The following is a 2046-nucleotide window of genomic DNA, read 5'->3' as shown; positions in this document are numbered from 1 at the left end:
ACCTCGAACTGCTCACCCCCGAGGGCAGGGCGATCGCGAAGGCCCCGGTCTCCCTGACGTCCCGGCCGCCGCACAAGATCGGGGTGCAGCCGGGCGAGACGGCCGGGGGGCACACCGTCTACGTGGTCCCCGAAGCCCTTCGCGTGGTCTCGCTGCGCTGGAGCCCCCGCCCCGAACCCGACGAGCGCACGCTCACCTGGTCGCTGGACGACTGACGCCGACCGGGGCCGTGGCGAGCGGTGAAGGGCCCCTTCACGGTCGAATCGACTGTGGTCCCGGTCCCACGTTCAGGCAGGAATGGCCGCCGTGAGGGGACCCCTCACGGCCAACGCCGCGCGGGTCAGGAGTCGGCGCGGAGGATGTCCAGCGCGTGCCTGAGGTCGTCCGGGTAGTCGGCCTCGAACTGCACCCACCGCCCGTCGGCGGGGTGCGCGAAGCCGAGGGTGCGGGCGTGCAGCCACTGCCTCGACAGGCCGAGCCTGCGCGCCAGCACGGGATCGGCGCCGTAGGTGAGGTCGCCCACGCAGGGATGCCGCACCGCGGCGAAGTGCACCCGGATCTGGTGCGTGCGGCCGGTCTCCAGTTTGATGGCCACCAGCGAGGCCGCGCGGAACGCTTCGATCACTTCGTAGTGCGTGACGCTGGGACGGCCCCCGGCGACCACGGCGAACTTGTAGTCGTGGCGGGGATGGCGGTCGATCGGCGCGTCGATGGTGCCGCGGGTCGGGTCCGGATGGCCCTGCACGACGGCGTGGTAGCCCTTGTCCACGGTGCGTTCCTTGAACGCGCGCTTGAGCACGGTGTAGGCGTGCTCGCTCTTGGCCACCACCATCACACCGGTGGTCCCGGCGTCCAGCCGGTGCACCACGCCCTGCCGCTCCGCGGCACCGGAGGTGGAGATGCGCAGCCCGGCGGCGGCCAGCCCGCCGACCACGGTGGGCCCGGTCCAGCCCGGGCTGGGGTGCACCGCCACCCCGACCGGCTTGGACACCACCACGATGTCGTCGTCGTCGTGGAGGATGCGCAGGCCCTCGACGGGCTCCGCGACCACCTGGACGTGGTTCTCCGGCTCCGGCAGTGTGACCTCGAGCAGCCCGCCCGCGGTCAGCCGGTCGGACTTGCCCGCCGGGTACCCGTCGAGCAGCACCTCACCGGCTTCGGCGAGTTCGGCCACCACCGTCCGGGACAGCCCCAGCAGCTTGGCGAGCCCGGCGTCCACGCGCATCCCGTCGAGCCCGTCGGGGACGGGCAGCATCCGCGCCGTCATTTGCGGCCCCGGACGGTTCCGTCGTAGTCGCGGCCCAGCACCGACAGCAGCACGATCAGGGCGCCGCCCACGCAGATGCAGGAATCCGCCACGTTGAACACCGGGAAGGCCTCGGCGTTGGGGGCGAACACGGAGATGAAGTCGACCACGTGCCCGCGCAGCGGGCCCGGCGCGCGGAAGAGGCGGTCGATCAGGTTGCCCAGTGCGCCGGCGAGCACCAGGCCGAGCCCGACCGCCCAGCCCGCCGAGCGCAGGCGGCCGGCGAACCAGATGAGGGTGCCGACCACGGCGATCGCCACCAGCGCCAGGACCCAGGTCATCCCGGTGGCCATGGAGAAGGCCGCGCCGGGGTTGCGGACGAGCTGGAGGTAGACCAGGCCGCCGAGGATCCGCACCGGCTCCCGTCCCTCCAAATTGGACACGACGAGGACCTTGGTGAGGATGTCGAGCGCGACCGCCGCAAGGGCGACGGCGGCGAGCAGGCCCACCCGCCGCTTCGGCGCCTGCGGGGCCGGTTCCTCCCCGGAGGTGGTCTCGGGTTGCGATCGGTTTTCGGTGCTCACCCGGACCATTGTCCACGCCGGGCCGTCCGCCCTGCTCACCCGGCCAGCAACGGGGGCAGCGGGCGCGGGTCCGGCACGGGCGCCCAGCGCCCGGCGGGGCGGCCGTAGGTCCAGCGGGCACCCCTCGCGACGATCTGCCGCAGCGCCAGCACCAGCCGGTCGATGTGCTCTTCGGTGGTGCCCAGGCCCAGACTCACCCGCACCGCCTGCCCGCCC

Annotated in this window: 2 protein-coding genes and 2 pseudogenes; 1 reads left to right on the top strand and 3 read right to left on the bottom strand. The window is 73.3% G+C overall.

What is annotated here, in order from left to right; genetic code table 11:
- Positions 1-215, top strand: a pseudogene (locus tag FNH05_RS36620) (AsnC family protein); the annotation flags it as partial.
- Between the two features lie 125 nt (positions 216-340).
- On the opposite strand, the gene FNH05_RS36615 reads toward FNH05_RS36620, so the two are convergent.
- The 3 genes and pseudogenes from FNH05_RS36615 to FNH05_RS36605 all read right to left on the bottom strand — a co-directional run.
- The gene (locus tag FNH05_RS36615) at positions 341-1267 is read right to left on the bottom strand and encodes an RluA family pseudouridine synthase (RefSeq protein WP_144593412.1); all 927 of its coding nucleotides are present in this window, start codon (positions 1265-1267) and stop codon (positions 341-343) included.
- Entirely contained in the window at positions 1264-1839 is a 576-nt protein-coding gene (gene lspA, locus FNH05_RS36610) for a signal peptidase II (RefSeq protein ID WP_144593413.1), read from the bottom strand. The genes FNH05_RS36615 and lspA overlap by 4 nt, the downstream gene beginning before the upstream one ends.
- A 26-nt stretch (positions 1840-1865) precedes the next feature.
- Positions 1866-2046: pseudogene (locus FNH05_RS36605) on the bottom strand (aminotransferase class V-fold PLP-dependent enzyme); the annotation flags it as partial.

It is taken from the genome of Amycolatopsis rhizosphaerae, from assembly GCF_007713715.1.
Taxonomy (GTDB): domain Bacteria; phylum Actinomycetota; class Actinomycetes; order Mycobacteriales; family Pseudonocardiaceae; genus Amycolatopsis_E; species Amycolatopsis_E rhizosphaerae.
The sequence above is the reverse complement of the archived record's forward strand: the minus strand, read 5'-3'. Positions and strand labels throughout refer to the sequence as shown.